The organism is Pseudomonas sp. Je.1.5.c (assembly GCF_051129895.1).
GTDB classification, from domain to species: Bacteria; Pseudomonadota; Gammaproteobacteria; order Pseudomonadales; family Pseudomonadaceae; genus Aquipseudomonas; species Aquipseudomonas urmiensis.
Genome location: NZ_JBCPSP010000029.1, coordinates 45,601 through 69,953, shown reverse-complemented (window position 1 = coordinate 69,953; position 24,353 = coordinate 45,601). Strand labels below are relative to the sequence as shown.

Genomic DNA, 24,353 nt, shown 5'->3' with positions numbered 1-24,353 from the left:
TCGGCGCTTTGGTGGAAGGGGTGGGGCGATGTCTCCCACGGTCTGTACTGCTGCGAACAGTCAGAATCGGGCATTTAGTCCCACCACCCCTTCAAGTCTAACCATACAAGCGGGCTTGCCCCGCGATCAGGCGGCATCGGCCTTTACACGCAGCCGGTCGTACGCGGTCTGTTCGTCGGCATCCAGGGCAATCAGGTACGGCTCGACCGCTTTCTTGAAACTGGTCATCTCACCGTCCTCGCCCTTCTTCAGGTGGCAATGGCAGAACCACTCGCCATCGTTGCGCTCGGGGAAGTCGACCCGATGGTGGTACAGCCCCCAGCGGCTTTCCTCGCGGAACAGCGAGGCGCGTGCGGCCATTTCGGCGCAGTCGCGAATCACCGTGACCTCCATCGCCCGCATCAGCTCATGGGGGTTGCTGGCCTTCATCTGCGCAAGGTCGCGTTCGATCTCGGCGAAGCGCGCCAGGCCGATCTCCATCTTTTTCGTTACTTTGGGCGGCTGCAGGTAGTCGTTGACCATGCGCCGCAGCTTGTACTCGACCTGCGCTGGCGGCAGACCGTGCTCACGCTGCAGCGGCGCGAACACCCGCGCCCGCTCGCGCTCGACCTGCTCGACATCGACCTCGGCAAATTCCCGCCCGGCCACGTACTGCGCGGCATTGACCCCGGCGAACCAGCCATAGGTGAAGGCGCCGAGCATATAGTTGTGCGGCACCGCAGCCATGTCGCCCGCCGCGTACAGGCCCTTGACGCTGGTCTGGGCCTTCTCGTCGACCCACACGCCCGAGGCCGAATGCCCGGAGCAGAAGCCGATCTCGGAAATGTGCATCTCGACCATGTGCTGGCGGTAGTCGGTACCACGATTGGCGTGGAACTGGCCGCGACTGGGGCGCTCGTTGCTGTGCAGGATCTCTTCGATGTTCTGGATGGTTTCCTCGGCCAGGTGATCGAGCTTGAGGAACACCGGGCCATTACCGCCCTCCAGCTCCTGATGAAACTCCCACATCATCTGCCCGCTCCAGTAGTCGCACTCGATGAAGCGTTCGCCCTTGCTGTTGGCGGTGTAGCCACCCAAGGGGCCAGTGACGTAGGCGCAGGCCGGGCCGTTGTAGTCCTTGATCAGCGGGTTGATCTGGAAGCACTCAAGGTTGGCCAGTTCAGCTCCTGCGTGATAGGCCATGGCGTAGCCGTCACCGGCATTGGTCGGGTTCTCGTAAGTGCCCATCAAGTAACCCGACGAAGGCAGGCCCAGGCGGCCGGCGGCGCCGCAGGCAAGAATGACGGCCTTGGCGCGGACGACCTTGAACTCACCGCTACGGCAGTCGAATCCAAGAACTCCGGCAGCGGCGCCCTGGCCATCGAGCAGTACCCGCGTGCATACCATGCGATTGCTGATCTCGATCCGCGCACGCTTGAGCTGGCGGTACAACACCTTCTTGATGTCGTGGCCCTCGGGCATCGGCAGCACGTAGGCGCCCATGTGGTGCACCTTCTTCACCGCATAGTCGCCAGTCTCGTCCTTTTCGAACTTCACGCCCCAGCGGTCGAGCTGCTCGATGGTGGCGAAACTGTGAGTGGCATAGCCGTGCACTGCGGTCTGGTTGACGATGCCATCGTTGGCGACGGTGATCTCCTTGGTGTACTGCTCGGGCGTGGCGTGGCCGGGAATAATGGCGTTGTTCAGGCCATCCATGCCCATGCTGATGGCGCCGCTGCGCTTGACGTTGGCCTTGTCCAGCAGCAGGACGCGCAGACTTTTGTCGTGCTCCTTGGCCTTGATCGCCGCCATCGGGCCGGCGGTGCCGCCGCCGATGACGATAATGTCGTAGTCCTGGGTCTCGATACTCATGCCTTGCCCCCCTTCTGGCGGTCGATGCGCAGGCGATACTGGAAGGCATCGCCGCGGTAGTAGAGGTGTTCGAAGTCCAGCGGCGTGCCGTCGGCGGCGTGGGTCAGACGCTCGATACGCATGATCGGCGCGCCCTCCTCGACCTCCAGTGCCTGGGTCAGGTCGCTATCTGCCAGCACCGCGTCAATGGCCAGATCGGCGTGGCCAAGCGGGATGCCGCAGTCGTTCTCCAGCACCAGGAAGATGTCGCGGGTGACCAGGTCGGCTTTTTCCAGCTTTTCACCGACCGCCTTGGGCAGCCAGGTCAGCTCTAGCGACACCGGCTCGCGGTTGATCAGGCGCACGCGGCGGATCTCGGTGACTAGCTCTCCCTCCTCAACCTGCAACCGCGCTGCCACCAGCGCACTGGCTGGCACGTGACGGAAACTGCGCAGGCGGTTGATCACTTCGTAGCCCATCTGCGTCATCGACTCGGCCAAACCCTGCAAGGTACTGACGTTCTGGAACGCCTTGGGCTTGGCGACGAAGGTGCCCTTGCCGTGGATCTTGAAGATCAGCCCTTCCTTTTGCAGATCGCCCAGCGCCTGGCGCACAGTGATGCGACTGACATCGAAGGCCTTGCCCAGCTCGTTTTCCGAGGGCATGCGGCTGTGCGGTGGGTAGCTGCCGTCGAGAATGCGCTCGCGCAGCAGTTCCTTGAGCTGGGTGTAGAGCGGTACCGGGGACAGGGGGAGCAATTGGGCCATGGTTCTCTTCGCTGATCGGTGACTTGTTATAACAAGTTGTGACCAGAGAATAGCGAGCATAAGAATGGCTAGGGAAATACTGATATCGAATATGGATATTGCTGACAGGCAAGGAGCGCCCCCGGTGCGAGCGGCCTAAAGATGCACAGGGAAAAACACCACAGATCAAGGCGATGGACGTCATTCCCCAAGATGGGTATCATTGCGCCGCGTTGCACTCGTAGCTCAGCTGGATAGAGTACTGCCCTCCGAAGGCAGGGGTCGTGGGTTCGAATCCCGCCGAGTGCGCCATATCTTGAAAAGCCCTGGGACTTGTCCCGGGGCTTTTTCGTTTGTGCGCCGCGTCGCGTTTCTGGTACTCCCGTGCCGCTGTCCTTTGATGTTAGCGTGAGCAGCTTCCCGTTCATCCGAGCGGGTACCTCCTTTCATGCATCAGCAAAGGAATGCGCTTACCCATGCACCTGAAAAAATTCTCTGCCCTGACCCTGTTGCTGGCCAGCATCGGCCTGTTCACCTCGCAGGCCCAAGCCAATCTTTCCCAGCAGCAATCGGCCGCCATCCTCAAAGCCTACGACGGCAGCGACCCGGCCGACTTCAAGCAATTTATCGGCAAGCTGGCCAGCAGCGACCTGGCCAAGGCCGACAACCTGGGTGACACCCTCAAGGCCTACCTGGCCGGCAAGCCGCTGGCCGCCGAACAGCACAACGAGATCAACCGCCTGCTCGGCCTGTATACCCGCATCAAGTACGGCAAGGCCGCCACTGACAACCTGCGCGAGCTGGTCGCGATCCCGACTTTTCAGGTCGAAGGCGTAGCCCAGCATGACAATCCGCAATTCCACAAGATCGCCGACAAGATCAAAGCCTTGGCCGAGAGCTTCGGCCTGACGTTCCGCAACATCGACAACCGGGTCTACGAGATCACGCTCGGAGAAGGCAAGGAAGTGGTCGGCATTCATGCCCACGCCGACGTGGTGCCGGTCAATCCAGACAACTGGAAGCTCGACGACGGCACTCACCTTGACCCGTTCAAAGTCACCCTGGTGGGTGATCGCATGTACGGCCGCGGCACTGAGGATGACAAGAACGGCATCATCGTTGCGCTGTACGCCATGAAAGTCGCCAAGGACGAGAAGCTGCCGCTGGCTCGCCAATTGAAGTTGTTGGTCGACACCACCGAGGAAACCACCGGTGAGGCCATCCCCTATTACTTCGAGCGCAACCCGGTGCCGGACTACAACCTGGCACTGGACGGCGGCTACCCGGTAGTCATCGCCGAGAAAGGCTCCGGCGCGGTAATGGCCACCTTCCCCCGCCGCGCAGCCAGCGGCCAAGGTGCCGAGCTCACCAGCCTGACGGGTGGCCTGGCCAACAACCAGATCCCCACCACTTCGGTGGTGACCCTGATTGGCGACAACCCTGCCGATCTCGCCGCTCGCCTGAACAAAGCCGGTGCGCAGTTCGTGAAGGATAACGGCGCTAACTTCAGCATCGAGGCGAAAGTCGAAGGCAAGCAAGTGCTGCTGACCAGCAAAGGCGTCTCGGCGCACTCTTCCGAGCCTGAGTCCGGGGTCAATCCGGTCGCGCGCATGCTGGTGTTCATCAACGGGCTGGGTGAGCAAGTGCCGCTCAAGCACAACCACATCACCGACGCAGCCCGCTACGCCGCCGACAATTGGGGGCTGGACTACACCGGCAAGAAGCTGGGCATTGGCTTTGAAGATTCATTCATGGGCCCGCTGACGGCCTCGCCGACCTTCGTTGGCCTGGATGACAAAGCCCTGAAATTGGCGGTCAACCTGCGCGTCCCTAAAGGCAAGTCGGTCGACACGCTCAAGGCCGAACTGACCGACAAGCTCGGTGCTTGGGTCAAGGCCAGCGCTGTGGCAGTGTCCTTCGACACCAACCTCGACCAGCCGATGTACCGCAATCCTGAAGGCGAATGGGTCAAGGCCCTGCTCGCAGTAGCCAGCGAGAACCTCGGCATGCCTCATGAGTTCGGCACTTCTGCCGGCGCCACTTCGGTGCATGACCTGCCAAATGGCGTGCAGTTTGGTTTGGCCATGCCCAACGTGAAATACACCGGGCACAACGACAACGAGTTCAAGACTGTGGAGCAATTCATGCTGGACTTGCAGATCGTCAGCGAGATGGTCGCGCGGATTGGGCAGATGCCAAAACTTTGAGGTTTAGCTCAATGGTTGAACAAGGCGCTACGGCGCCTTTTTCCAAGGCCTGCGCTATAGCCAGAGAAATATTGGCGCCAGCATTTCGCCATAATCGAAATATTTGGTAATCTCTGCGCCGCTTGCGCGCTCAGCCCGGCTCTTCGCAAGGCCTGGCCGCCTGACAGTTAGAAAATTTTTCAACCGGTGCCCAGCGGACATTGAAGTCCTTGGCATCGGGTTTCGACACAGGACGCGTTCGAAAGACGCCACAAAAGGATTTGCAATGGCAATGGTATTTTGCCGCGGCTGCGCCAAGCAGCTGCACGAAACGGCACCCGCCTGCCCCCAATGTGGCGCCCCCCAATTCGCTGTCACACCGCCTGCCCAGAGCATCGGCGGCGAGTCGTCGTGGATGGCCGTCACCGCGCTGATCCTCGGCATCCTCTGCTTGCTCTCCCTGTTCGATGACGCCGAATGGGACGCCGATACCCTGCTCGGTCTGGGCCTGTTCGCCTCGATCGGCCTGGTCAGCGGCATTGTCAGTATCTGCCAGAAAAAACCCGGCAACGGCATGGCCGTCGCCGGCCTCGTCATGACGACGTTCTCATTGCTCTGCTTTATCGGACTATCAGTTAATTAATCGTGAGGGAAAACAAATGAGCATGGTGTTCTGCCGTGGTTGCGCCAAACAAATTCACCAGTCGGCACTGAGCTGCCCAGGTTGCGGCGCCACCCAGACCACAACCTACACGGGCACGATCGGCAATGGCGCGACCGCGACCACGAGCGTGGCCAGTGGTAATGCCTACATCGAAGTGATGAAGAAGTACGCCGTATTCAAGGGCCGTGCGCGCCGCAAGGAATACTGGATGTTCATCCTGCTCAACATGCTGGTGGCCTTCGTGGTCGGTTTTGTCGACGGCCTGATCGGTACAGCGCCGGCGCTGGGCGGTCTCTATAACCTGGCCGTGCTGCTGCCGAGCATCGCCGTTGCCGTGCGTCGCCTGCACGACAGTGACCGCAGCGGCTGGTGGCTGCTGGTGCCGATCGTCAACCTGGTGTTCCTGATCCAGGACGGCACCCAGGGCAGCAACCGCTTTGGTCCGAGCCCGAAAGGCATCGTCTGAGGCGGCAGGTGTACATGGATCATGGGAGGGCGGCCTGCGGGCTAATGCTGTTCACATAAGGCCTAGTCAGCTTTGGGGCTGCTCTGCAGCCCTTCGCGGGCAAGCCCGCTCCCACAGGTCCGGCGCCGACCGTTATAGCGGCGCTGTTCCTGTGGGAGCGGGCTTGCCCGCGAAGGGCCGCAAAGCGGCCCCAACAAGTTACGGACACAAGCCAGGCTCATGACGTTTTTCAATCAGGTCCATGCCGTTTTCCGCGTTGCCGTGCAGAGCGTCGTCGCCGATGCTTTAGTTACCTGAAGACCAGCATTCCCCACCCACCGAGGCCTGTATGAAGAACGTCGAAGAACTCCTCAAAACCAAGTCCCAACATCAGACCGTCTACACCATTGGGCCTGATCTCTCGGTGCTCGAAGCCCTGAAGCTGTTGGCGGAGAAAAACATCGGCGCCTTACCGGTGGTAGAAAACGACCAGGTGGTGGGGATCGTCAGTGAGCGTGACTATGCGCGCAAGCTGGTACTCAAAGGCCGCTCATCCGCCGCTACCCCGGTCAGCGAAATCATGACCCGAGATGTGCTCACGGTCGATCCGAGCAAGAGCCTGGATCATTGCATGAACCTGATGACCGACCGTCACCTGCGCCATCTACCCGTGGTCAAGGACGGCAAGCTGCTCGGCCTGCTGTCGATCGGCGACCTGGTCAAGGAAACCATCGCCGAGCAGGCCAGCCTGATCCGCCAACTGGAGCAGTACATTCGCGGCGAATGATCAGTGATAGGCGCTCTCCAGCTCGTCCAGTTGATGGTCGAAGCTGCGCAGGCGCGCCGACCAGGTGTACACCAGCACTTCCAGATCGCGGTTGAGCAGCGCAGTGCCGCCCCGGCTGTTATCCGGGGTATCGCACAAATCCAACTGGTAGCGCTCGCGGGCCATCGCCGTGGCCACGCTGGAAAGGTCGCGGGCAAAGGCCAGCCAGTGATGGTGCGGGTCGTGGGTCTCGCGGTCGAGTTCACGGCATTGGCACTTGAGGGCGTCCAGGCTCTGTTCCAGCGGCGTGCCCTTGAGCTCGCCCATGACTTCTTCGAAGGTGCGCCCCGAATGCCAGTAGCTGCCCCAGAAATAGCGGTCGAAGACCGTCTCGACCCGGCGTAGCGCGACCTTGGTGTTCCAGATGGTCACCAACGTTCGCCCTTGGCTCACTTCGCGCTTGTTCAAGTGCAGTTGCTGCCAGGCGATCCAGGCCAGACCGCAGAGCGCCACCGCCGCAGTCACCGCCGCAGCGGCGTACATGAACTGCACCGCCTGGTTCATCTGGTGGGTGTGCCGGATACCGTAGAAGTAGCCGGCGGTCAGGGTGCCCAAGATCGTCACGGTGCACCAGAAGCCTGGTGCGTAGGGATCTTTCATCGCGCTATCCCCTTATTGTTTTACCTGAGCATAGCAACGACCAAATCACCCATCAGGTGCCGCTCGGCGCTTTATTTTCGCGGGCGACGCAAGGCCTCGTTGAGTTGATCGAACGGCACCGCCCAATCGGCATCTTCGATGATGCTTTCCTTGAGGAACGCGCGCTGGGAGTCGGTCCAGAACGGCGCATCGACCAGCTTGATGTCGTTCTTCAGCGGCGAATGCGAGGTGATGAACTGATCGATGCTCTTGGCATCGTCCGCCAGCCCTAGTTGCTTGAACAGATCGGAAAACGGATGGTTCGGTGCTTCCATGGGTTCCTCCTTGGCCGGGAAGGTCGTCCACGACGCCCGCCCGGCACTGGGTTGAGATTCATCAGCAGAGCTCGCGCACTTCGGCCTGCGGGACCAGCTTGAGGTACTGCTCCATACTCATGTGGATCAGGTGATCGTGATCACCTGCCTCAAGGTAGACATCACCTTGGCGGGTCAAGGTCGGGTCGAGCAGCATTTTTATGTCATAGGCATCGCCCAACGCCGGAACAGCACCGCGTTCGCAATCACCGAACAGGGTCGGCAGGCCGCTTTCGCGGGTCAGTTGCCAGGCGCCGGTCATGCGCACCTTACTCATGTCCAGGTGCCGGTTGGCCGGCAGCACCGCCATGATGTAGTTGCCGTGGCGGTCGTCGAGCAGGACCGACTTGGCGACCCGCTCGGCCGGTACGCCTGCGGTGCGCGCCGACTCCAGGCTGGTCGCGGAATGTGGATGGGGAACAATGTCATAGTCGCAGTTTGCCTGGTCCAGGCGCTGCTGCAGGGTCTTGGCCATACGCATGATGCACCTCCGGTTTCGCCCCCACCTGTAGGAGCGGCGTTGTGCCGCGATTGGGCAGCAAAGCCGCCCGAGCGCCTGCGCATGAACAGCGCTGGCCTCGCCCCCTCTCCAAGTTTAGGCCCTGCCTCGAAGGGCACGACTAAACTTCACTGATAGAGACACTCGAGGTGACGACAGGTGATCGCTCGCTGCTGGCGCTGTTTGCTGTTGTTAGTGCTGCTCGGCGTTGCCACGGGTGGCCACGCTGCGGCTGGCGGCAGCATCTGGATGCTGGATATCGATGACGCGATCGGCCCGGCCAGCGCCGATTACCTGGTACGCGGCCTGGACCAGGCGCAGCAACAAGGCGCCCAGCTTGTGGTGATCCGCATGGACACACCAGGCGGCCTGGACAGCTCCATGCGTCAGATCATCAAGGCCATCCTCGCCAGCCCCGTACCCGTCGCCACGTTCGTCGCCCCAGGTGGCGCTCGCGCTGCCAGTGCCGGCACCTACATCCTCTATGCCAGCCACGTGGCAGCGATGGCGCCGGGGACCAACCTGGGCGCCGCCACCCCTGTGCAAATCGGTATGCCCGGCAAACAGCCAGGCGAGACCAAGGACGACCAAACCGATACGCCAGACGATCAGGACACCCTCGCCCGCAAGCAGGTCAACGACGCTGCTGCCTACATCCGCGGCCTGGCCCAGTTACGTGGACGCAACGCAGACTGGGCGGAAAAGGCGGTACGCGAGGCGGTCAGCCTGTCGGCCAATGAGGCGCTGCGCCTGAAGGTCATCGACCAGATGGCCAACGATGTGCCCGACCTGCTGCGGCAACTGGACGGCAAGACCCTGCAAGCCGCCGGCGAGCCGCGCCAGCTGCAAACCAATGACGCGCCGCTGGTCGAGCACCTGCCGGACTGGCGCACCCGTCTGCTGGCAGTGATCACCAACCCTAGCGTGGCGCTGATCCTGATCATGATCGGCATCTACGGCCTGCTGTTCGAATTCATGAGCCCCGGCACTGGTGTGGGGGGCGTGATCGGCGGCATCAGCCTGCTGCTGGCGCTGTACGCCCTGCAGCTGCTACCGGTGAGCTATGCCGGGGTGGCGCTGATCATGCTCGGGCTGGCGTTCATGATCGCCGAGGCGTTCTTGCCCAGCTTTGGCGTTGTGGGCTTTGGCGGCATCGTCGCGTTCGTGGTCGGCGCGGTAATCCTGATGGACACCGACGCCCCTGGCTACGGCATTCCGCTGCCGTTGATCGTCACCTTGGCGGTAGCCTCGGCGCTGTTGCTCGGTGGCGTGCTGGGGATGGCCATGCGGGCACGACGACGGGCGCTGGTCAGCGGCGATGCCGGCTTGGTCGGCAGCCTGGTGACAGTGACCCAGGTCACGGCGGACAACCCGTTCTGCGGCTCGGTACAGGCCCAGGGCGAACAATGGCAAGTGCAATGCGCGACGCCACTGCAGCCCGGCCAGTCGGTACGGGTGATCGCCCGCCACGGCGTGCGGCTTGAGGTCAGCGCCACTGCGCCCACGGCGCAAGGAGAATGACGATGTTCGTGCAATTGGGCTTCGGCGCGCTGCTGATGCTGGTCGGCGTGCTGCTGATCTCGGCGTTTCGCATCCTGCGCGAGTATGAGCGCGGGGTGGTGTTCCAGCTTGGGCGCTTCTGGCAGGTCAAGGGGCCGGGGCTGATCCTGCTGATCCCGGTGATCCAGCAGATGGTTCGGGTAGACCTACGCACCGTGGTGCTCGACGTGCCGCCACAAGATGTCATCACCCGCGACAACGTCTCGGTCAAGGTCAACGCGGTGCTGTACTTTCGTGTGCTCGATCCGCAGAAGGCGATCATCCAGGTCGAGGACTTTCTCAACGCCACCAGCCAGCTGGCCCAGACCACCTTGCGAGCAGTGCTCGGTAAACACGAGCTGGACGAGCTGCTGGCCGAGCGCGAGCAGCTCAACCAGGACATTCGCCAAGTGCTGGATGCGCAGACCGATGCCTGGGGAATCAAGGTGGCCAACGTCGAGATCAAGCATGTCGACCTCAATGAGTCGATGATCCGCGCGATCGCCCGCCAGGCCGAAGCCGAGCGCGAACGGCGGGCCAAGGTGATCCATGCCGAAGGTGAACTGCAAGCGTCGGAAAAGCTGATGCAGGCCGCGCAGATGCTCAGCAAGGAGCCAGGGGCGATGCAGTTGCGCTACATGCAGACGCTGGGTTCGATTGCCGGGGACAAGAGCTCGACCATCGTCTTTCCGATGCCGCTCGATTTGCTCAAGGGAATGGTGGATCGGGATCGCTCATGACTGGGGCCGCATTGCGGCCCCAAACTGCATCAGAGCGGCGCCCGACGCAGGGTCGCGAGGAAGGTCGCAGCGCCCAGGAACAACCCGGCGAAGGTGCGGTTCAGACGCTTCTGCTGCTTGGGCGTACGCAGCAAACGCAGCACCCGCGAAGCCAGCCCGGTATAACCCGCCATCACCAGCAGATCGACGCTGATCATGGTCACGGTGATCGCCAGGTACTGCGGCAACAGCGCCTCGTGCGGGTTGATGAACTGCGGCAGCACCGCCAGCATGAATACCAATGCCTTGGGGTTACTGACGTTCACCAGAAAGCCACGAAAGACCAGGCTCAACGGCTTGCCAATCGGCCGCACGCCGGACTCTTCGCTCATGTCCATCGGCAGCGCGCGCCACTGTTTGTAGGCCAGGTACACCAGGTAACCGACGCCGAACCATTTGATGACTTGGAAGGCAGTGGCGGAGGCGGCGAGGATCGCGCCGACACCGGCAGCGATGATGGCGATTTGCACGATCAGGCCGATCTGTAGGCCTAGCGCGTTCCAGTAACCGCGCCAGAAACCGTACTGTAGACCGCTGGACATCGAGGCGATCGCCCCGGCACCTGGCGACAGGCTGATCACCCAGCACGCGGCAAAAAAGGCCAACCACGTTTCCATCGACATCACACACCTCGCTCGTGCACATGTTGCAAAACGTTAAGCTACGAGGTTGATGAAAAAATGACCAGCGATATTTTGCAGGGACGGGTTCAGGCAGCCTTTCAGTCCTCTTGAACCGAAACATCCTTAGCCACACCCGGCACCTCAGCGCCCCGCCAGCGCCGCACCGATTTCTGGAAGAACTGGCTGTTCGGCACCTGCACCAGCGCCCCACCCGCTTCGGGCAGCTCCATCAAGGTCGTGAACAGCAGGTTGATGGCAATCACCCGACCCTTCACCCCCGGTTTGTCGAGGGTATCGACCAGCTCGACCACATCACCAATGCGAAACGGCCCCACGGTAAAGATCAGCACCGCACACAGCAGGTTGGACAACACGCTCCACATGGCGAAGAAAGCCACCGCCGCAACCGCAACGAAGCCTGACAGCGCAGTCCACAACACCGTCGCCGAAACGCCCATGCGCTCCAACACGAACAGCAGCGCGCTGCCCATGATCAGCCAACGCAAACCGCCGCGCACCGGCACCAGCAGCTCCGGTGGCAACGGGTAGCGCTCGCCCAGGCGGCTCAGGCAGCGGGCGATGAAGCGTTGCAGGACAAACGCTGCGACCAGGATCAGCAAAATCTGCAAACCCAACCACAGTGCGTCCATCCATTGCCCCGGCAGCAGGCCTTGCAACTCCTCCATCAGGACAGCGCCTCAAGCTCGGCTTGCATGCTTTCCAGCAGTTCCAAGGCTTCCATCCAGGACTCCTCCAACTGCGCTTCGCGTTGCTTGAGTTTGCTCTGGCGGGCGAGCAGGTCGCGCAGCTCGTCCTTGCGGGCGGCTTCGTACAAGCCGCTGTCACCGAGCGCAGTCTCGATCTCGGCCAACTGGCTGTGGACCTGGCCCAGCTCGGTCTCCAGCTTCTCGGCGGCGCGCTTGTGCGGGGCCAGTTGCTGACGCAAAGCGGCTGCGGCCTGGCGCTGGGCCTTTTTGTCAGTCTTGTCCGGGTTGGCCGGCGCAGTACTGACCGGCGCATTGCGCTGGCGGTAGTCGATCAGCCAGCGGCTGTAGTCATCGAGGTCGCCATCGAAGGTGTCGACCTTGCCGTCGGCCACCAGCAGGAAGTCGTCGGTGGTGCTCTTGAGCAGGTGCCGGTCGTGAGAGACCACCACCACTGCGCCACTGAACTCCTGCAAGGCCATGGTCAAGGCCAGGCGCATTTCCAGGTCGAGGTGGTTGGTTGGTTCGTCGAGCAGCAGCAGGTTCGGCCGCTCCCAGGCAATCAGGGCCAGCGCCAAACGCGCCTTCTCACCACCGGAGAAGTTCAGCACCGGCTCCTCGGCGCGGGCGCCATGGAAGTCGAACCCGCCAAGGAAGTCGCGCAGGGTCTGCTCACGTTCCGTTGGAGCGATGCGTTGCAGGTGCAACAGCGGGCTGGCCTTGTCATCCAGCGAATCGAGCTGGTGCTGGGCGAAGTAGCCCACCGCCAGGTTTTCGCCGCGCACCAGCCGCCCACCGAGGGGTTGCAGCTCGCCGGCAAGGTTCTTGATCAGGGTCGATTTACCGGCGCCGTTCGGGCCGAGCAAGCCGATACGGGCGCCTGGGGTCAGCTGCAGCTTGACCTTCTCCAGCACCGCCTTGTCGCCATAACCCAGGCGACCCTCGGAAAGGTCGAGCAGTGGGCTGGAGATCTTCTCCGACTCGCGGAAAACGAAGTCGAACGGCGAATCGACATGCGCCGCCGACAGCTCTTCCATGCGTTCCAGGGCCTTGATCCGGCTCTGCGCCTGACGGGCCTTGGTAGCCTGGGCCTTGAAGCGGGCGATGTACTTTTCCATGTGCGCGCGCTGCGCTTGCTGCTTCTCGTAGGCCTGCTGCTGTTGCGCCAGGCGCTCGGCACGGGTGCGCTCGAAGGCGGTGTAGCCGCCCTTGTAGAGGTTGAGCTTGCGCTGTTCGACATGCAGCACGTGATCGACCACCGAATCGAGGAAGTCGCGGTCGTGGGAAATCAGCAGCAGCGTACCTGGATAGCCCTTGAGCCAGTCTTCCAGCCAGAGGATGGCATCCAGGTCCAAGTGGTTGGTCGGCTCATCGAGCAGCAGCAGGTCGGACGGGCACATCAGCGCCTGGGCCAGGTTGAGGCGCATCCGCCAGCCACCGGAGAAGTCACCGACGCGGCGGTCCATCTGCTCGTTGCTGAAGCCAAGGCCAGCCAGCAGCTTGCGCGCACGGGCGTCGGCGGTATAGCCGTCGGCGATCTCCAGCTCGCTGTGCAAGCGGGCCAGGGCCGTGCCGTCATGGGCTTGTTCGGCCAGCGCCAGCTCGGCCTGAACCTGGCGCAGGCGGATGTCGCCGTCGAGCACATAGTCCACCGCCACCCGGTCGAGGGTGTCGACCTCCTGGCGCATGTGAGCGATGCGCCAGTCGCCGGGCAGCTGACAATCGCCGCCATCGGGCGTGAGCTCACCGCGCAGCAGGGCGAACAGGCTGGATTTGCCGGCGCCGTTGGCACCGATGAGGCCGGCTTTGTGACCGGTGTGCAGGGTCATCTCGGCGCCATCTAGCAAGCGCTGCGGACCACGCTGTAAAGTGAGGTTGGATAGTCTGATCATGATGGTCGCGGAGTCTACCAGCTTCCTCGGCCACAAGCGCGAGTGGAACCATGCACACCGACCTGTGGAATCACGCCCTGGCCCTGTACGCCAAGCCGGGTGTCGAAGAGGCCTGCCTGAGCCTTCAGCAATTGGGCGCGGACGTTTGCCTGCTGCTCTGCGCAACCTGGTTGCAGGCGCAGGGTGTCAGCGCTGATGCCGAGCGCGCGCAGGCCCTGGGCGACCTGGCCCGGACCTGGCAGCAGGAGGTGGTGATGCCCCTGCGTAGCCTGCGCCAACAATGGCGCAGCGCTGGGCAAAACGATCCGCAGTTGGCCGCCTTGCGTGAGCAGGTCAAGGGCTTGGAATTGCAGGCAGAGAGAACGCTACTGGAGCGCTTGCAAGCGTGCTCGCGACAATGGCCCGCGGGCTCGAACGAGACCACGGACGATTGGTTGGCCCGGCTGGCACCAGACCGTTGCCGCGACCACGACGCGCTGCATCAGCTGCGCGTCGCGGCGCAACAGCTTCAGGAAGCCGAAGACGGCGTCTGAGCTGGGGCGCTGGCCGGGGCCGAAGCGGTCGAGGCTGGCGCTGCCGAGTTGGTCGCAGAGGCCGAGCTGCTCGCGGACGGTGCAGGCTTGGCTTCGGCTGGCTTGCTTTCGACCTTGGCAGCGGCAGGCTTGGCTACGGCTGGTTTGGCGGCAGCTGGCTTGGCCGGTGCTTTAGCGGCAGCGGGCTTGGCGGCGGGTTTGGCAGCGGTTTTCACGGGTGCCTTGGCAGCGGCCGGTTTGGCAGCAGGTTTGGCCGCGGCGGGCTTGGCAGCCGGTTTAGCAGCAGCGGTTTTGGCCGGTGCTTTGGCGGCGGCTGGTTTGGCTGCAGGTTTCGCTGCAGCAGCTTTAGCAGGCGCTTTGGCAGCTACTGGCTTGGCGGCTGGCTTGGCGGCTGGCTTGGCAGCAGGTTTGGCTGCAGCGGTCTTGGCCGGGGCCTTGGCGGCTGCCGGTTTCGCGGCAGTTTTGGCAGCTGGCTTGGCGGCAGCGGTTCTAGCCGGGGCCTTGGCTGCGGCTGGCTTAGCAGCTGGCTTGGCAGCAGGTTTGGCTGCGGCGGTTTTCGCCGGGGCCTTGGCGGCAGCGGGTTTAGCTGCGGTTCTGGCTGCTGGCTTAGCGGCAGCGGTTTTTGCTGGTGCTTTGGCGGCGGTAGCTTTCACCGCTGGCTTGGCAGCCGACTTAGTCGCAGCAGGTTTGGCTGCAGCTTTGCTGGCAGCAGGCTTGGCAGCAGCACGCTGGCCGAGTGCCTTGCCGGCTGCTTCACGCACTTTGCCAACACCCTGGGCAAGTTTCAGGCTTTCCTGAGCATCACGCTTGAGTTGCTGGATATAAGTACGGGTCTGCGATTGACGCTCCTTGAGTGAATCGAGCAATGCTTCAAGTTCACCCGCGGCTTTATGCGCCTTGTTCTGCGCCTTGGCTTTGCCGGCCTTGGCCGCGTCCTGCAATTTCAGACGCGAGTTGTGCAGTTTTTCCTGCGCCTTGCCACGTTGCTTTTCCAACTTTGCCAACAGTTTCTCTGCATCCGCCAGCGCTTGCGAGCAGGCATCTTCCAGATGTTCGAGCAGGCTACCGGAAAGTTGCTGGAGCAGGTGCAACGGCGTACTTACTGGCTTCTTCTTGGCCGACATGGTTTACCTCCTGGCTGACGAGATTGCGGCTCATACTATGCTTCTGCTGCTACCGCCGCTAGGGCATGTTGACAGTATTGTTAGCGCCGCGTTGCATGCCTGGGCAAAGTTGTTATCTTGCAGCTCCGTGCAAGTGTAGTTCGCCATTAAAGTATTGCTGATATTTACACGGGGCCGACAACAAGGCTGGCATACTTGCCACTCTTCGCAGCAGGAGTCGACCGTGCCTCGTTATCTTGTTTTTGGCCTGTGCCTGATGGCGCCCTTCGCCCTCGCCGCCGCTGATAAACCATCGTCCAACGACCAGGACCTGGCCTACAGCCTGGGCGCCAGCCTTGGCGAACGGCTGCGCCAGGAAGTCCCCGGCCTGCAACTCGATGCCCTGGTCGAGGGCCTGCGCCAGGCTTATCAGGACAAACCCCTGAAGCTCGACAAGGCGCGCATGCAGCGCATTCTTGAGCAGCACGAAGAGCAGGCCAATGCCGCTTCCGAGCAGACTCAGGTGAACCAACTCAAGGCCGTGGAAACGCGCTTCATGGCTAACGAACGCGCCCGCAAAGGCGTACACGAATTGCCCGAAGGTATTCTCTACAGCGAGTTGGTCGCAGGCACTGGTGCTCAGCCAAAGGCCACCGGCAAGGTGCAGGTGCGCTACGTAGGGAAGTTGCCGGACGGTTCGGTGTTCGATCAGAACCAGCAACCACAATGGTTCAGCCTGGACTCGGTAATCGAAGGGTGGCAGGTGGCACTGCCGAAGATGAAGGCGGGCGGCAAGTGGCGGCTGGTGATTCCATCGGCCCAGGCTTACGGCGCCGAAGGTGCGGGCGACTTGATCGCGCCCTACACCCCGCTGGTGTTCGAGATCGAACTGCTGTCGGTGGCGGACTGATCCGGGCCATCAGGCCTGGACCGCATCCTCTTGCTTGTGGGCGTTGTGCAGCACTTCGATCAGGCAGTCTTCCAGTTCGAAGCGCTCACGTAGCAAGGCACCGAGCTTGCTCAACTTGTCGGCGAATCGCTCAGGGTCGGTGCACTCACCTTTGGCACAGTGGTCGTTGAACGCCAGGGCGATCTGAGTGCTGTCATCGATGCGCGGGTTGATCTGGGTAGCCAGCTCCAAGGCACCCTGATCACCGAAGGCCTTGGCTTCGCTGACCAGCTGTTCGCTGATTTCGAAATGCCAGGCCGAGACATAGTCGACCAACACCGCGCAGAAACCGCTGTTCTTGTCCTTGTCGGCGAAGGCCGGCTTGGCATCGCGCAGGGCACGGAAAGACTGCACCAGCTCCTCGCGTTCCTGGAGCCAACGGTCAATCAGCTTGTGAACCCCGCCCCAGCGTTCCTGGGCATTCTGACAACTATCGAGCATGGCGATTCTTCCCTTCTGGGTAGATGCCGCTGCACCTCGTTCCACAACTCTGCGGCACAAAGGTGACATCAGCAGGACGGCATCGAGCAGTTGTGTTTTTCGGTATCCGTGCAGGGAGATTATTCCCGCACGTGCTGCCCTTCAAGGTACGCATTGGACAAAGTTCATACAAGCGTTTCATCCCTGGGTATTACGCCATTGGTCGAGCAACCGGCCCAGGCTTGCGCCAAGTCAAAGCGTGTTGAGGGTGCGGAAACGATACGCCAACAGGCGCGACAGGGGCAGCGCCGCGAGCAGCAGGAAGGCCAGCAGGCTCCATTCGGGCAGGGTCAGGTCAAGAAAGCTCCAGGTCAGCGAGCCGCAGTCCGGGCCGCCCAACAAAAACGTCTTCAGACCCTGGCTCCAGGAGTGCTCGAAAAGCCTGCCGATAGGCGCCGGGCAGGTCTCGATAGGCATGCCGCTGCCCTGCAGCCAGACATGCCGCGCCGCCAACAGCGCGCCACCTGCCGAGCAGGCCAGCGTCAGCCGCGCATAGGTGCGCCAGCCCAGCCCCGACGGCGCGTGAACAACTGCACACAAGCAGACCATGGCGTACAGCGCCAACAGCAGGCGCTGGCTATAGCACAGCGAGCACGGCGCAAGGCCCAGGCTGTTTTCCAGTACGAAGGTTGCGCTCAGGATCGCCAGCGAGGCGAGCAAGGCAGGCAGGTAGCAAATTCGATAACGGGCCAGCGACATGAGCGATGTAGGTCCCGGGGTAGTCAGTGACGTGACTTGAAACGGTAGAGGAAAGCGACAGTTTGTTTCAAGGCACTACAGTAGAGACAAGTCGCTGATTGCGCGGGAAAAGTTTCAACTTTGCGTAGGAAGATTCTGATGGCGGTCCTGTAACCCGGCCGAATGCTTGTGGCTAAACGCCGTACCCCCGGACCTGCACATCATTGCGCAGGTCCGGAGGTGGGTCAGGCGCGTACGCCCTCGGGCAGCGGCAGCGCCAGCAGGCGCTCATCCAGCAACCCCAAGCCCTCCTGGAACAACTGATTGCTGCGCTCGATCTCGCCTAATCCTGCGAGCAGACGCGCAAGCTCGGCACAGGTTTCTGGATTGCGCTCCAGGCGCAAGCTGCTTTCCAGATAGTCACGAGCTTTGCCCCAGAGACGATTCTGCAGGCTCAGGCGGCCCAGCGTGAGCAGCAGGCTTGGGTCTTGCGGGTGGTCCTTGAGCCACCCTTCGGCGGTCTGCAACTGCCGCGCGGGGTCTTCACCGCGCACCAGCCCGTAGAGCCTGGCCAGGTGGCTCTCGTATTGACGCTTGAGTGCCGCGCGCAGCACCTGTTCGGCCTCACCCTGGGCGCCCACCTGACGCAGCTGTTCGGCGTAGGCCAAGACCAGTTGCGGCTCTTGGCGCTGGGCCGAGGTCAGCTGCTGCCAGGCGCGCTCCAAGGCTTGGCGCGCGCTCTGGGAGTCTTCTCCTCGGGTCGTCGCCAGATTCAGGTTTTGCCCCCAGGCACGCTGTTCCAGCTCGGCCAGCTCGTTAGCCGGCAACACCTTGCCCTTGCGCAGCTCGGGCAGCAGGCGAATCAGCGCCGGCCAATCGCCGCGCTGCAGGTACAATCGCTGCAACAGACGCAGCACCTGGCCGTTGTGCGGGTGACGCTCGTGCATCGCCAGCAAGGTTTCCAAGGCGCCATCGGCTTCACCACGGTCCATCTGCAGTTGCGCATGGGTCAAGGCAATCGCCAGTTCTGCTTGCGGCTGACGCTCCAGGGCGCGCTCCAGCAGGTTGTCGCTGTCTTCGCTGCGGCCCAGCTCGTTGGCTGCACGCGCAGCACCGAGGTAGTACAGCAGCGGCTGGCGCTCGGCCTCGGCGGCGCGATGCAGGTGACGCTGAGCGCTGGCCCAGCGGCCTTCGGCCAGATCCAGCTGGCCTTGCTCGACAGCGATGCGCGTGCGCCGACGGCGGTTGCGCCGCGACCAAGGGTTGACCACACCACTTGAGGTCAACACCAGGCCAATCAGGTAACGCAGCAGCCACACTGCCAGGACGATACCCACCAACGCGCCCAACGCGGCCCACAAGCCAGACTGGTAGCGAAAGCTGCCATAGGCGATCAGTACGTAGCCGCTGTGCTTGGCAATGGCGATGCCCAACGCTGCGGCTACTACGATCGCCACTACTGCCAGCAGGTAGACCCGCTTCATGGCTTGCCCCCTTCTGCTTCAGTCGGCAGATGGCGGCGCTGGATGTAGGCCTGCACTGCGGCCAGGCTTTCGCTCAAATCGGGGGTAACTACCGAGACCGGCTGTTCGGCCAAGGCGTTCAAGCTGTCGAGCATGGCCTTACTTTGCGGGTTGTCGGCGTTGAAGTTGGCCAGCAGCACGCTGCGGGCATCGTCCAGGGCCTGGGTATAGACCTTCGCCTCACCATTGAGGGCCGCCCACTGGGCTTGCTCGATGGTCAGGCTCAGGGCCAGGCGCAACTGATTGAGCGACTGCCCGGCCAGCAGTGGGCGGACGTTGTCGTCTGCGTTGAATTCGATCTGGAAGTACTTGGAAATCTCTGCCCACCACTGCGACCAGCGGCTGGCACCATCGCCGTCGGAGGTCAGCGCGCCGAGGGCGTCGGCATTGCCATCGAACTCTGGCGACTGGGCGCTCAGCTGCTGGACTTGCTCGCGCTGGGCAGCCAGCTTGAGGAACAGGCCGGTGCGGTCAGGTTGCGCAGTGCTGTTGAGGGTAGCCAGGCTGCGGGCCAGTTGCTCGCGAGCGGCGAAGGCACCTGGATCGCTTTGTTCACGCAGGATCTCGTCAGCGCCTTCGACCAGGGCCTTGGCACTGGTGATGTCTTGCAGGGCGGACAAGCGCAGGGTCGCCAGGCGCAACAGGTGTTCGGCTTCAGCCAGGCGCCATTCCTTGCGGCTCTCGCCCAGCACGGTTTCCAGGCGTTGGCTCAGGCGCTGCTGATCGCCCTGCAGCTGCGACACCAGGCGGCGCCGATCTTCCAACTCACTGGCTGCCGGCAGACTGGCCAGCTGGGCGCTGATTTGTTGATCGCGCTGCTGCAAGGCAGCGGTCTGCTCGCTCAGCGCTTCGAGGCGCTGGCCCTGGCCTTGCTCGCTGCCTTGCAGCTGTCGCACCTGCCAGACGCCCCAGCCCCCGACCGCGACCCCGGCGGCACCGAGCAGCAACGCCAGCACTGCAAGGCCATTGCCTGAACGCTTGGCGGGCTTTGCGGCTGGGGTTTCCAGCGCGTCGGCTGCGGTGGGCTGTTCGTTGTTGGACAAGACAGTTTCGCTCACGTATCCATCCTTTGCATGGGGGCGCGTCGCTCTGAGCTTAGCGCCTTAAGAGGCAGGTGCAGCGCTGCGCTGCACAGCTGCCAGCAAGGCCGTGGCACTGGCGCCACGGCAATCCACAATGTGTTGGGCGCCGGCCGCTCGCGCTTGCTCGGCTACCCGCGGGCTTGGCACGAACAACGGCAAATGCGCCAAACGTGGCCAATCTGCACCTGCCAGCTGGCGCAAGTGTGCAAAACCCTGCCCACTGCTGACCACCAGGCCATTGAGGCGTTCCGCTTCGATCTGGCGTACCAGTGTGCCCGGCGGGTACTGCGGCAGGCAGCGGCGATACAGTTCCAGATAATCGACACTAGCACCTTGCTCAGCAAGACGCTCTGCCAGCAGTTCACGACCTCCGACACCGCGGATGATCAATACCCGTGAATCCGCCCTGGCGGTAGCCTTACGCAGATCGGGTAGCTCAAGCAAGGCCTCGCTGTCATCACCTGCAGTAGGGCAAGTCACCAAAAGCCCAGCATCCTCAAGCACGCGGGCGGTCGCTTCACCCACCGTGAACCAGCCCTCGCGGGGTGCTTGCAGGCCGGTCTGGGCGAGCCGTTCGAGCAATAAGCGGGCAGCCGGCTTGCTCACCACGATGAAGGCCTGGTAGCGCTGTAGCTTGCTCAGGCGCAGGGTTTGTGGCGGGTCCAGGGCAACTGGCTCGATCGCCAACAGCGGCAGGCTGCTGCTGGCGATACCGGCAAGCGCCAGGCTGTGCGCCAGTGCCGCACAATCCTCTTCAGGTCGGGTCAGCAGCAAGCGCCAGGGGCTCACGGATGGCCAGCCTCGCCATAGACTTCCTTGAGGATCGCCTCGGCGCCCTGCCCCAGCAGGTCTTCGGCGACCTGCACGCCCAAGGCTTCGGCTTGCGCGCGCGGCGCACGCGCCTCGGCGACCAGCAAGGTGCCGCCACTCGGTTGACCCACCAGGCCACGCAGCCACAGCTGCTCGCCTTCGAGCACCGCGTAGCAGGCAATCGGCACTTGGCAGCCGCCATTGAGGTGTTTGTTGAGCGCGCGCTCGGCCACCACTCGGTCGGCGGTATCAATGTGGTGCAGCGGCGCCAGCAAGGCGTGGATTTCACTGTCGGCGCTGCGGCATTCGATACCTACCGCGCCCTGGCCACCGGCTGGCAGGCTGTCGTCGACGCTGATGCTGGAGGTAATACGGTCTTCAAAACCCAAGCGAATCAAACCGGCAGCGGCGAGGATAATGGCGTCGTATTCACCAGCATCGAGCTTGGCCAGGCGGGTGTTGACGTTGCCGCGCAGGAACTGGATCTTCAGATCCGGCCGACGCGCCAGCAGTTGGGCCTGACGACGCAGGCTGGAGGTGCCGACGACGCTGCCCGCTGGCAGCGCTTCAAGACTGGCGAAGCGGTTGGAAACGAACGCATCACGCGGATCTTCGCGTTCACAGATGCAATACAGACCCAGGCCTTGCGGGAAGTCCATGGGTACATCTTTCATCGAATGCACAGCGATGTCGGCTTCGTTGTCCAGCAGCGCGGTTTCCAGCTCCTTGACGAACAAGCCCTTGCCGCCAATTTTCGCCAGCGGCGCGTCGAGCAACTTGTCGCCGCGGCTGACCATGGGCACCAGGCTCACCCGCAGGCCTGGATGAGCCTGTTCCAGGCGCGCTTTGACGTATTCGGCCTGCCACAGGGCCAGGGCACTTTTACGGGTGGCAATGCGGATTTCGCGAGTGGACATGTAACGCCCCGATGCAGAGAGATGCTGTCGATGATAACAGCTCCTCCGGGTCTGCCTGCAGACCCAGATCAGCAATCGACGGCCCTCGCCGCAAAGGCGCGGTGCTGCCCTGCGCGAGCAGCTGCCTGGGTTGTGTCAGTGCAGCCCCTGCATCATCTTGCGCACGCCGGCCACATGCCGGCGGCTGACCGTCAGCGCATCACCGTCCAGCCCTTTGAGGAACAGCTGGAAATGCCCAAGCGGCGTGCGCTGCAAACGCTCGATACGCTCGCGGGCCACCAGCGCATTGCGGTGAATGCGCACGAAGCGTTCGCCGAACTCGTCCTCAAGCGCCTTGAGCGGTTCATCGAGCAATACTTCCCCGGCCTCGTGGCGCAGGGTGACGTACTTGTGGTCGGCGATGAAATAGATGACTTGCGGCAGGGGGATCAACTCGATGCCCTTGCGCGTTCGCGCGCTGATATGGCTGCGCGGATTGCCACCCCCTTCATTGGCCGGGCGTGTCAGCGCCGCCAACTGGGCGCGGTTGGGTTTTTCGGCTTTACGCAGGGCATCACGCAGCGCCTGCGGCTGAATCGGCTTGGCGACGTGGCTGAGGGTACTGTCCTTGAAGGCTTCACTGTCGTATTCATCGCCAGCGGTGCAGAACACCACAGCTGGCGGCGCTTCGCGTTCGCACAAGCGTGCAGCGACTTGCAAGCCATCAAGGCCGGGCATGTCGATATCCAGCAGGACCACGTCGGGCTTGTGGCTTTCGATCAGGGCCAGGGCCTCATCGCCGTTGGTGGCGCTGGGCTCCAGCACGGTGTAGCCCTCCAGCTCGCCTAGCAAGCGGCTTAGGCGTTCGCGGGCTTGGGGTTCGTCATCAACGATCAGGACATTCATAATTGCGCTGGATTCCTGAATGAGTCTCGCACGGGTATAGCGTAGACAGGTGTGGGTCGACCGACACCGCGGTCACGCTCTAGACCGATGCAATGGCCAAAGATTCACTGGTCCGGCAGATTCACTGCCAGTCCTTTGTCCAACTGTAGACGGTCCGTGGAACACTGCCGTTCAATCGCTAAATATCCTTACGCAAGACAGGGTCTGGTGTTTTCTCGCGATTTCAATCGACCGGCGCCCTGCGGCAGCCCGCGCAACCCTGCTATTATCGGCGCCACTTTTTATCGTTCACGCCTTCAACGAGTGAATCCATGAGCACCGACAAGACCAATCAGTCCTGGGGCGGCCGCTTCAGTGAGCCCGTCGACGCCTTCGTCGCCCGCTTCACCGCCTCGGTCGATTTCGACAAGCGCCTGTACCGCCACGACATCATGGGTTCGATCGCCCACGCCACCATGTTGGCGCAGGTCGGCGTACTCAGCGACGCCGAGCGCGACACCATCATCGATGGCCTGAAGACCATCCAGGGCGAAATCGAGGCCGGCAACTTCGACTGGCGCGTCGACCTGGAAGACGTGCACATGAACATCGAAGCGCGCCTGACCGACCGCATCGGCATCACCGGCAAGAAGCTGCACACTGGCCGTAGCCGTAACGATCAGGTGGCCACCGACATCCGCCTGTGGCTGCGTGACGAGATCGACCTGATCCTGGCCGAAATCACGCGCTTGCAGCAGGGCCTGCTGGAGCAAGCCGAGCGCGAAGCCGAGACCATCATGCCGGGCTTCACCCACCTGCAGACTGCGCAGCCCGTTACCTTCGGCCACCACCTGCTGGCCTGGTTCGAGATGCTCAGCCGTGACTACGAGCGTCTGGTCGACTGCCGCAAGCGCGCCAACCGCATGCCCCTGGGCAGCGCCGCGCTGGCCGGCACCACCTACCCGATCGACCGCGAACTGACCTGCAAGCTGCTGGGCTTCGAAGCTGTGGCCGGCAACTCGCTCGATGGCGTCTCCGACCGTGACTTCGCCATCGAATTCTGTGCCGCCGCCAGCATTGCCATGATGCACCTGTCGCGCTTCTCCGAAGAGCTGGTGCTGTGGACCAGCGCCCAGTTCCAGTTCATCGACCTGCCTGATCGCTTCTGCACCGGCAGCTCGATCATGCCGCAGAAAAAGAACCCGGACGTACCGGAGCTGGTACGTGGCAAGAGCGGCCGCGTGTTTGGCGCCCTGACCGGCCTGCTGACCCTGATGAAAGGCCAACCACTGGCCTACAACAAGGACAACCAGGAAGACAAAGAGCCGCTGTTCGATGCCGCCGATACCCTGCGCGACTCGCTGCGCGCCTTTGCCGACATGATCCCGGCGATCAAGCCACGTCACGCGATCATGCGTGAAGCGGCGCTGCGTGGTTTCTCCACCGCGACCGACCTGGCCGATTACCTGGTACGCCGCGGCCTGCCGTTCCGTGATTGCCACGAGATCGTTGGCCATGCGGTGAAGTACGGTGTCGATACTGGTAAAGACTTGGCCGAGATGAGCCTGGACGAGTTGCGCCAGTTCAGCGATCAGATCGAGCAGGATGTGTTTGCCGTGTTGACCCTGGAAGGCTCGGTCAATGCGCGTAATCACATTGGCGGTACTGCACCGGCGCAGGTGCGTGCGGCTGTAGTGCGCGGCAAGGCGTTGCTGGCTGCGCGATAAG

Annotated in this window: 25 protein-coding genes and 1 tRNA gene; 10 read left to right on the top strand and 16 right to left on the bottom strand. The window is 62.7% G+C overall.

Going from position 1 to position 24,353, the window contains the following annotated elements; translation table 11 throughout:
• Positions 1 to 126 precede the first annotated feature (126 nt).
• A complete protein-coding gene (locus AAZU54_RS19485; protein ID WP_434727530.1) occupies positions 127 to 1,851 on the bottom strand; it encodes a fumarate reductase/succinate dehydrogenase flavoprotein subunit in 1,725 nt (574 codons plus the stop codon).
• Positions 1,848 to 2,597 carry a GntR family transcriptional regulator gene (locus AAZU54_RS19480; protein ID WP_186552919.1) on the bottom strand — a complete coding sequence of 250 codons (750 nt, stop codon included), beginning with the start codon at positions 2,595 to 2,597 and terminating at the stop codon, positions 1,848 to 1,850. The genes AAZU54_RS19485 and AAZU54_RS19480 overlap by 4 nt, the downstream gene beginning before the upstream one ends.
• A 214-nt stretch (positions 2,598 to 2,811) precedes the next feature.
• On the opposite strand from AAZU54_RS19480, the gene AAZU54_RS19475 reads away from it, so the two are divergent.
• The 5 genes from AAZU54_RS19475 (at position 2,812) to AAZU54_RS19455 (ending at position 6,658) form a co-directional block, all read left to right on the top strand.
• Positions 2,812 to 2,888: transfer RNA gene (locus AAZU54_RS19475), tRNA-Arg, on the top strand.
• Positions 2,889 to 3,052: 164 nt separating this feature from the next.
• The gene (locus AAZU54_RS19470; RefSeq protein ID WP_405129756.1) at positions 3,053 to 4,783 is read left to right on the top strand and encodes a dipeptidase; all 1,731 of its coding nucleotides are present in this window, start codon (positions 3,053 to 3,055) and stop codon (positions 4,781 to 4,783) included.
• Between the two features lie 265 nt (positions 4,784 to 5,048).
• A complete protein-coding gene (locus AAZU54_RS19465) occupies positions 5,049 to 5,405 on the top strand; it encodes a DUF4190 domain-containing protein (RefSeq protein WP_186552921.1) in 357 nt (118 codons plus the stop codon).
• 22 nt (positions 5,406 to 5,427) lie between these two features.
• Positions 5,428 to 5,892, top strand: coding sequence for a DUF805 domain-containing protein (locus AAZU54_RS19460; protein ID WP_186553225.1), 465 nt, complete (start codon positions 5,428 to 5,430; stop codon positions 5,890 to 5,892).
• Between the two features lie 328 nt (positions 5,893 to 6,220).
• Positions 6,221 to 6,658, top strand: coding sequence for a CBS domain-containing protein (locus AAZU54_RS19455; RefSeq protein WP_186552922.1), 438 nt, complete (start codon positions 6,221 to 6,223; stop codon positions 6,656 to 6,658).
• On the opposite strand, the gene AAZU54_RS19450 is transcribed toward AAZU54_RS19455, so the two are convergent.
• The 3 genes from AAZU54_RS19450 to AAZU54_RS19440 form a co-directional block, all read right to left on the bottom strand.
• The gene (locus tag AAZU54_RS19450; RefSeq protein WP_186552923.1) at positions 6,659 to 7,297 is read right to left on the bottom strand and encodes an NADH:ubiquinone oxidoreductase subunit N; all 639 of its coding nucleotides are present in this window, start codon (positions 7,295 to 7,297) and stop codon (positions 6,659 to 6,661) included. It lies immediately after the preceding gene.
• Between the two features lie 71 nt (positions 7,298 to 7,368).
• Complete coding sequence (locus AAZU54_RS19445; protein WP_264233857.1) at positions 7,369 to 7,611, bottom strand: DUF2789 domain-containing protein; 243 nt, start codon at positions 7,609 to 7,611, stop codon at positions 7,369 to 7,371.
• 61 nt (positions 7,612 to 7,672) lie between these two features.
• Positions 7,673 to 8,131, bottom strand: a complete 459-nt coding sequence (locus tag AAZU54_RS19440) for an aminoacyl-tRNA deacylase (RefSeq protein ID WP_186552925.1) — start codon at positions 8,129 to 8,131, stop codon at positions 7,673 to 7,675.
• A 177-nt stretch (positions 8,132 to 8,308) separates the two neighbouring features.
• Between AAZU54_RS19440 and AAZU54_RS19435 the strand changes: the two genes are divergently transcribed.
• Both AAZU54_RS19435 and AAZU54_RS19430 read left to right on the top strand, forming a co-directional pair.
• On the top strand, positions 8,309 to 9,670 hold the full coding sequence (locus AAZU54_RS19435) for an NfeD family protein (protein ID WP_312153614.1): 1,362 nt from the start codon (positions 8,309 to 8,311) through the stop codon (positions 9,668 to 9,670).
• A gap of 2 nt (positions 9,671 to 9,672) precedes the next feature.
• Positions 9,673 to 10,428: a slipin family protein gene (locus AAZU54_RS19430; RefSeq protein ID WP_186552927.1), complete on the top strand. Its 756-nt coding sequence runs from the start codon at positions 9,673 to 9,675 to the stop codon at positions 10,426 to 10,428.
• 29 nt (positions 10,429 to 10,457) lie between these two features.
• Here AAZU54_RS19430 and AAZU54_RS19425 read toward each other — a convergent pair whose 3' ends face one another.
• The 3 genes from AAZU54_RS19425 to AAZU54_RS19415 form a co-directional block, all read right to left on the bottom strand.
• On the bottom strand, positions 10,458 to 11,090 hold the full coding sequence (locus tag AAZU54_RS19425) for a LysE family transporter (RefSeq protein ID WP_186552928.1): 633 nt from the start codon (positions 11,088 to 11,090) through the stop codon (positions 10,458 to 10,460).
• 98 nt (positions 11,091 to 11,188) lie between these two features.
• Positions 11,189 to 11,776, bottom strand: a complete 588-nt coding sequence (locus AAZU54_RS19420) for a mechanosensitive ion channel family protein (protein ID WP_186552929.1) — start codon at positions 11,774 to 11,776, stop codon at positions 11,189 to 11,191.
• Positions 11,776 to 13,686 carry an ATP-binding cassette domain-containing protein gene (locus AAZU54_RS19415; protein ID WP_186552930.1) on the bottom strand — a complete coding sequence of 637 codons (1,911 nt, stop codon included), beginning with the start codon at positions 13,684 to 13,686 and terminating at the stop codon, positions 11,776 to 11,778. Before AAZU54_RS19415 ends, AAZU54_RS19420 begins: the two co-directional genes overlap by 1 nt.
• A gap of 50 nt (positions 13,687 to 13,736) precedes the next feature.
• On the opposite strand from AAZU54_RS19415, the gene AAZU54_RS19410 reads away from it, so the two are divergent.
• A complete protein-coding gene (locus AAZU54_RS19410; protein ID WP_186552931.1) occupies positions 13,737 to 14,219 on the top strand; it encodes a TIGR02444 family protein in 483 nt (160 codons plus the stop codon).
• On the opposite strand, the gene AAZU54_RS19405 is transcribed toward AAZU54_RS19410, so the two are convergent.
• Entirely contained in the window at positions 14,195 to 15,343 is a 1,149-nt protein-coding gene (locus AAZU54_RS19405) for an AlgP family protein (protein WP_405129755.1), read from the bottom strand. The two genes, AAZU54_RS19410 and AAZU54_RS19405, sit on opposite strands and share 25 nt — an antisense overlap.
• Positions 15,344 to 15,566: 223 nt before the next feature.
• Between AAZU54_RS19405 and AAZU54_RS19400 the strand changes: the two genes are divergently transcribed.
• A complete protein-coding gene (locus AAZU54_RS19400) occupies positions 15,567 to 16,232 on the top strand; it encodes an FKBP-type peptidyl-prolyl cis-trans isomerase (RefSeq protein ID WP_186552933.1) in 666 nt (221 codons plus the stop codon).
• Between the two features lie 9 nt (positions 16,233 to 16,241).
• Here the strand turns inward: AAZU54_RS19400 and rsd are convergent, their stop codons facing one another.
• The 7 genes from rsd to AAZU54_RS19365 form a co-directional block, all read right to left on the bottom strand.
• Complete coding sequence (gene rsd / locus AAZU54_RS19395) at positions 16,242 to 16,712, bottom strand: sigma D regulator (RefSeq protein ID WP_186552934.1); 471 nt, start codon at positions 16,710 to 16,712, stop codon at positions 16,242 to 16,244.
• Positions 16,713 to 16,943: 231 nt separating this feature from the next.
• Entirely contained in the window at positions 16,944 to 17,450 is a 507-nt protein-coding gene (locus tag AAZU54_RS19390) for a disulfide bond formation protein B (RefSeq protein WP_264233873.1), read from the bottom strand.
• 224 nt (positions 17,451 to 17,674) lie between these two features.
• Positions 17,675 to 18,913 carry a heme biosynthesis protein HemY gene (locus AAZU54_RS19385; protein ID WP_312153040.1) on the bottom strand — a complete coding sequence of 413 codons (1,239 nt, stop codon included), beginning with the start codon at positions 18,911 to 18,913 and terminating at the stop codon, positions 17,675 to 17,677.
• Positions 18,910 to 20,010, bottom strand: a complete 1,101-nt coding sequence (locus AAZU54_RS19380) for a uroporphyrinogen-III C-methyltransferase (protein ID WP_312153038.1) — start codon at positions 20,008 to 20,010, stop codon at positions 18,910 to 18,912. Before AAZU54_RS19380 ends, AAZU54_RS19385 begins: the two co-directional genes overlap by 4 nt.
• 45 nt (positions 20,011 to 20,055) lie before the next feature.
• Positions 20,056 to 20,823 carry a uroporphyrinogen-III synthase gene (locus tag AAZU54_RS19375; protein WP_434727529.1) on the bottom strand — a complete coding sequence of 256 codons (768 nt, stop codon included), beginning with the start codon at positions 20,821 to 20,823 and terminating at the stop codon, positions 20,056 to 20,058.
• Positions 20,820 to 21,761 (bottom strand): hydroxymethylbilane synthase, encoded by a 942-nt coding sequence (gene hemC, locus AAZU54_RS19370; RefSeq protein ID WP_312153036.1) that lies wholly within the window; start codon positions 21,759 to 21,761, stop codon positions 20,820 to 20,822. The genes AAZU54_RS19375 and hemC overlap by 4 nt, the downstream gene beginning before the upstream one ends.
• Positions 21,762 to 21,896: 135 nt before the next feature.
• Positions 21,897 to 22,646 (bottom strand): LytR/AlgR family response regulator transcription factor, encoded by a 750-nt coding sequence (locus tag AAZU54_RS19365; protein WP_186552938.1) that lies wholly within the window; start codon positions 22,644 to 22,646, stop codon positions 21,897 to 21,899.
• 311 nt (positions 22,647 to 22,957) lie between these two features.
• Between AAZU54_RS19365 and argH the strand changes: the two genes are divergently transcribed.
• Positions 22,958 to 24,352 carry an argininosuccinate lyase gene (gene argH, locus AAZU54_RS19360; protein WP_186552939.1) on the top strand — a complete coding sequence of 465 codons (1,395 nt, stop codon included), beginning with the start codon at positions 22,958 to 22,960 and terminating at the stop codon, positions 24,350 to 24,352.
• Position 24,353: the final 1 nt, after the last annotated feature.

What these genes read in the sequence shown, in the direction of transcription:
- AAZU54_RS19455 (WP_186552922.1), top strand. Translation starts at nt 6,221, where the DNA reads ATGAAGAACGTCGAAGAACTCCTCAAAACCAAGTCCCAACATCAGACC.
- AAZU54_RS19365 (WP_186552938.1), bottom strand. Translation starts at nt 22,646, where the DNA reads ATGAATGTCCTGATCGTTGATGACGAACCCCAAGCCCGCGAACGCCTA.
- AAZU54_RS19460 (WP_186553225.1), top strand. Translation starts at nt 5,428, where the DNA reads ATGGTGTTCTGCCGTGGTTGCGCCAAACAAATTCACCAGTCGGCACTG.
- AAZU54_RS19410 (WP_186552931.1), top strand. Translation starts at nt 13,737, where the DNA reads ATGCACACCGACCTGTGGAATCACGCCCTGGCCCTGTACGCCAAGCCG.
- AAZU54_RS19390 (WP_264233873.1), bottom strand. Translation starts at nt 17,450, where the DNA reads ATGTCGCTGGCCCGTTATCGAATTTGCTACCTGCCTGCCTTGCTCGCC.
- AAZU54_RS19445 (WP_264233857.1), bottom strand. Translation starts at nt 7,611, where the DNA reads ATGGAAGCACCGAACCATCCGTTTTCCGATCTGTTCAAGCAACTAGGG.
- AAZU54_RS19470 (WP_405129756.1), top strand. Translation starts at nt 3,053, where the DNA reads ATGCACCTGAAAAAATTCTCTGCCCTGACCCTGTTGCTGGCCAGCATC.
- AAZU54_RS19440 (WP_186552925.1), bottom strand. Translation starts at nt 8,131, where the DNA reads ATGCGTATGGCCAAGACCCTGCAGCAGCGCCTGGACCAGGCAAACTGC.
- AAZU54_RS19480 (WP_186552919.1), bottom strand. Translation starts at nt 2,597, where the DNA reads ATGGCCCAATTGCTCCCCCTGTCCCCGGTACCGCTCTACACCCAGCTC.
- AAZU54_RS19415 (WP_186552930.1), bottom strand. Translation starts at nt 13,686, where the DNA reads ATGATCAGACTATCCAACCTCACTTTACAGCGTGGTCCGCAGCGCTTG.
- AAZU54_RS19425 (WP_186552928.1), bottom strand. Translation starts at nt 11,090, where the DNA reads ATGTCGATGGAAACGTGGTTGGCCTTTTTTGCCGCGTGCTGGGTGATC.
- AAZU54_RS19450 (WP_186552923.1), bottom strand. Translation starts at nt 7,297, where the DNA reads ATGAAAGATCCCTACGCACCAGGCTTCTGGTGCACCGTGACGATCTTG.
- AAZU54_RS19420 (WP_186552929.1), bottom strand. Translation starts at nt 11,776, where the DNA reads ATGGAGGAGTTGCAAGGCCTGCTGCCGGGGCAATGGATGGACGCACTG.
- rsd (WP_186552934.1), bottom strand. Translation starts at nt 16,712, where the DNA reads ATGCTCGATAGTTGTCAGAATGCCCAGGAACGCTGGGGCGGGGTTCAC.
- hemC (WP_312153036.1), bottom strand. Translation starts at nt 21,761, where the DNA reads ATGTCCACTCGCGAAATCCGCATTGCCACCCGTAAAAGTGCCCTGGCC.
- AAZU54_RS19485 (WP_434727530.1), bottom strand. Translation starts at nt 1,851, where the DNA reads ATGAGTATCGAGACCCAGGACTACGACATTATCGTCATCGGCGGCGGC.
- argH (WP_186552939.1), top strand. Translation starts at nt 22,958, where the DNA reads ATGAGCACCGACAAGACCAATCAGTCCTGGGGCGGCCGCTTCAGTGAG.
- AAZU54_RS19385 (WP_312153040.1), bottom strand. Translation starts at nt 18,913, where the DNA reads ATGAAGCGGGTCTACCTGCTGGCAGTAGTGGCGATCGTAGTAGCCGCA.
- AAZU54_RS19405 (WP_405129755.1), bottom strand. Translation starts at nt 15,343, where the DNA reads ATGTCGGCCAAGAAGAAGCCAGTAAGTACGCCGTTGCACCTGCTCCAG.
- AAZU54_RS19465 (WP_186552921.1), top strand. Translation starts at nt 5,049, where the DNA reads ATGGCAATGGTATTTTGCCGCGGCTGCGCCAAGCAGCTGCACGAAACG.
- AAZU54_RS19430 (WP_186552927.1), top strand. Translation starts at nt 9,673, where the DNA reads ATGTTCGTGCAATTGGGCTTCGGCGCGCTGCTGATGCTGGTCGGCGTG.